Below are 3,152 nucleotides of genomic sequence, written 5' to 3' on the forward strand. Positions count from 1 at the left end.
TACGATTGGTACAAGAAGTCGACCGGACAGGAATACAGCGGTGCCGATGACCCAGGCGTCCAGTCGGTCGGGCAGATCTATGAGTACTACAAGAAATTCGATTACAAAACGGAAGTCATGGGCGCCAGCTTCCGCAACGTCGGCCAGATCATCGAATTGGCCGGGTGTGACCTGCTGACGATCAGCCCCAATCTGTTGGCGGAACTGCAGGCGTCGACCGACCCGATCGAAAAGAAACTCGACGAAGCGGCGGCCAAGCAGAGCGACATCGAAAAGGTCACCATGGATGAGAACACGTTTCGGTTTGAATTGAACGAGGATGCCATGGCGACCGAGAAAACGGCCGAAGGGATCCGTCGCTTTGCCGCCGACATCCGCAAGCTGGAAACGATGATCAGCGAAAAAGCCGAGGCGGCCGTTTAGACGTCACCGATGAATAGACCGCCGGATCCGCCGAAACCCCGCGTTCAATCGATCGGCTCGCTAGTCGGTCAATTGATCTCGCGACGCGGGTACGCACAAATCGCGGCCACCGACCGGTTCCACGAAGCGATCGCGGCGGCCGTCGGCAACGATCTGGCGGCCGAAGTCACCGTCGGCAAACTCAATCGCGGCGTGCTCAAAGTCTTTGCCAAAGACTCGGTCACGATCCAGGAATTGACGTTTCAAAAACGATCAATCATCAAGCACATCGCCAAACAGTTGCCCGACGCCAAGATCAGCGACATCCGCTTCGCCGTGCTGACCCGATAGTGGCGTAAGCTTCCAGCTTGCGGTATCGGGTTAAAACCCCAGCGAGCCCAACACCGCGTAGCCGATAAACACCAGGTACAAGCCGACCAAGACCAGCGACTTGCGCAGCGTCAGTTGTAACCGGTGCGACAGAATTGCCAGCGTGATCACGGTCAAGGACAGCAACAGGACCTGTAGACCGAATAAACCCGGCATCGGCTTGCCGTCGATCAGCAAATCGATCGGTTGGCCGTTGTTGAGAAAGATGCCGGCGATCAGGGGTAGTGACAGACAGATGCAGATGTCAAAGATGTTGGATCCGAAGGCGTTGCTGACCGCACCGTCGTCATCGCCACGCTTGGCCGCTCCGATGGACAGCAACGTATCGGGAACACTGCTAGCCGCCGCGGCAACAATCACGGCGACAAAGAACACCGGAATGTCCAGCGTGGTGGCGATCGACACAGTGACTTCCACCAGCCAGTAACAGGCGATCGCGGTAATCGCGGTGGAGCCGACCAACAGGCTGTAGGAGATCGACGGGCGAAGCGGGATTTGGATCCGCCCGAACAACATGCCGGCCGAGTCGACTTCGTCGTCACCTTCCTCGTCATCGCTCTCACCCCGCAGCTCGCGAGCGACATAGTCAATCAGACTCGGCGTCGCGTTGATCCCATGATCGGTCAGGGCGGATTGGATCTGTTGATCGCTGGGCTTGTCGATCGATTGAAGCGTCTCGATCGCCACCGATCGGGCAATCCGGTACTTGCGGGCATCGATCCACAGCCAGACCAAATACACCCCATAGAGGGCGAGTAAGATCGCGGCCAGGTGCCAGGAGAGTTGTTTGCTGAACAGAAACACGACCAGCACAATTTCACAGACCAGAAACCACAACCCGTCGCGGGTGATCACGGTGCGGTGGATTTCGATGATCGGTTTCCGGTGCCGAGTCAACGCGATGGCGATGCCGCAAAACGCGGGGATCAAAATCATGTTGTAGACCGCCGATCCGGCACAGGTCGCGATCGTCGCCCCAAAACCCTCGCCGGCGTGTAGACCGGGTTCCCCCGGCGGAGCCAGGACTGAAGCGTTCATGGCATACAGGACGAAGAAAAAACCCGTGAACAGTTCGGGCAGTGAGCTGGCAACCGCGTCCAACGTCGCACCGCGAACACTGCTGGGGATCCGCCACTGTTCGCCCAAATACTGTGCGGCGTCGGCGAACGGATCGCACGCTTGCCAAATCACGATCGAAATCATTGTGATTTGAAACACCGCAAGTGTCAGGTTAGCGGCAACCGACGCGGGAGCCAGACTCGCCCATCCGTAGCTGGCACACAGCCCGAGGAAGCAGGCGGCGGTGACCCAGACGGCGAGGCCGAAGCGGGTATCGGAGGGGGGAGAATCAGACGGGGCGGAAGCAGACAATCGACTCTCGAGATGGGCGGGAACGGTGGCTGGACGAAACGAAGTGTAGTTGGGAGCGAAATGTTTGCGGATGGGGCGCAGGAAAACACGGTCATGTTAAATTGCACGCATGACACACACCGATACCACAGAAATCCACCCCGCGGATCTGCCCGCCGAACTGATCGCCACCGCCAACGGAGTGCTCGATTGGCGCTGGGAAGACACGTCGATCGCGGGCAAAACCTGGCCGCTGGCGGTCGCAGCCGACCCCGATGCGATGCTGATCGATGCTTGCAAACGGCAAGATGACGGTGAAACCGGCGTCATCGACCCGTTTTGGGCAGCGACCTGGCGGGCGGCTTCCGGTTTGGACCGTTTTTTAGAGACTCTGCAACTGGACGGTCAATCGGTGCTGGAATTGGGCTGTGGAACCGGGCATGCGGGCATCTCCGCGGCGCTCCGGGGTGCTCAAGTGACGCTGACCGATGGAGTGGAAGACCCCCTGCATCTGGTCCGGCTGAGCAGTCACCCGATCGCGGACCGTTGTGAGATCCGTCGGTTGAGATTCGGAATCGATCGACTGGACAGAAAATTCCCCATCATCCTGGGCAGCGACGTCACCTACCTGCGTCAATTGTGGCCGGAGCTGGAGCAATGCTTGCTGGATCATTTGGCTCCCGGCGGCGTGGTCTTGTTGAGTGATCCGTACCGCATCATCGCCAATGAGTTCCGCGAGTGGATCGGCAAGCGTCCTTGGACCTACACCGAACACAAGCTGGAAATGAAAGACGACCCCGAACACCCGATCCGGGTGATGGAACTGCACTCGGCATGAAGGTGTGAGCGAACCGAGTATCCCGAGGGACGTCGATTGTATTACTGAACGACTTTTGGGCAAGCTCCGCTCAGCGGTGCACACCGCAGAGCGGTGCCACAACAAAGCCCGGAGTCGCGAAGCGCACTCCGGGTGGGGGCGCAGAGGACAGGGGAACCCCAGCGGGGTTCAA

General features: G+C 59.1%; 4 protein-coding genes. 3 read left to right on the top strand and 1 reads right to left on the bottom strand.

The window, feature by feature from the left end:
- The coding region (locus ABX749_RS27365; protein WP_372898821.1) for a transaldolase family protein at positions 1-423 on the top strand (423 nt) is incomplete at its 5' end.
- A gap of 9 nt (positions 424-432) precedes the next feature.
- The gene (locus ABX749_RS27370; protein ID WP_259632789.1) at positions 433-753 is read left to right on the top strand and encodes a DUF721 domain-containing protein; all 321 of its coding nucleotides are present in this window, start codon (positions 433-435) and stop codon (positions 751-753) included.
- 30 nt (positions 754-783) lie between these two features.
- On the opposite strand, the gene ABX749_RS27375 is transcribed toward ABX749_RS27370, so the two are convergent.
- The gene (locus tag ABX749_RS27375; RefSeq protein ID WP_372898822.1) at positions 784-2,163 is read right to left on the bottom strand and encodes a sodium:calcium antiporter; all 1,380 of its coding nucleotides are present in this window, start codon (positions 2,161-2,163) and stop codon (positions 784-786) included.
- A 109-nt stretch (positions 2,164-2,272) separates the two neighbouring features.
- Between ABX749_RS27375 and ABX749_RS27380 the strand changes: the two genes are divergently transcribed.
- On the top strand, positions 2,273-2,980 hold the full coding sequence (locus ABX749_RS27380; protein WP_372898824.1) for a methyltransferase: 708 nt from the start codon (positions 2,273-2,275) through the stop codon (positions 2,978-2,980).
- Positions 2,981-3,152 lie beyond the last annotated feature (172 nt).

The organism is Stieleria sp. (assembly GCF_041595215.1).
Lineage (GTDB): Bacteria > Planctomycetota > Planctomycetia > Pirellulales > Pirellulaceae > Stieleria > Stieleria magnilauensis.

Bases quoted from the DNA above. Each gene is read 5' to 3' on its own strand.
- ABX749_RS27370 (WP_259632789.1), top strand. From the start codon at position 433: ATGAATAGACCGCCGGATCCGCCGAAACCCCGCGTTCAATCGATCGGC.
- ABX749_RS27380 (WP_372898824.1), top strand. From the start codon at position 2,273: ATGACACACACCGATACCACAGAAATCCACCCCGCGGATCTGCCCGCC.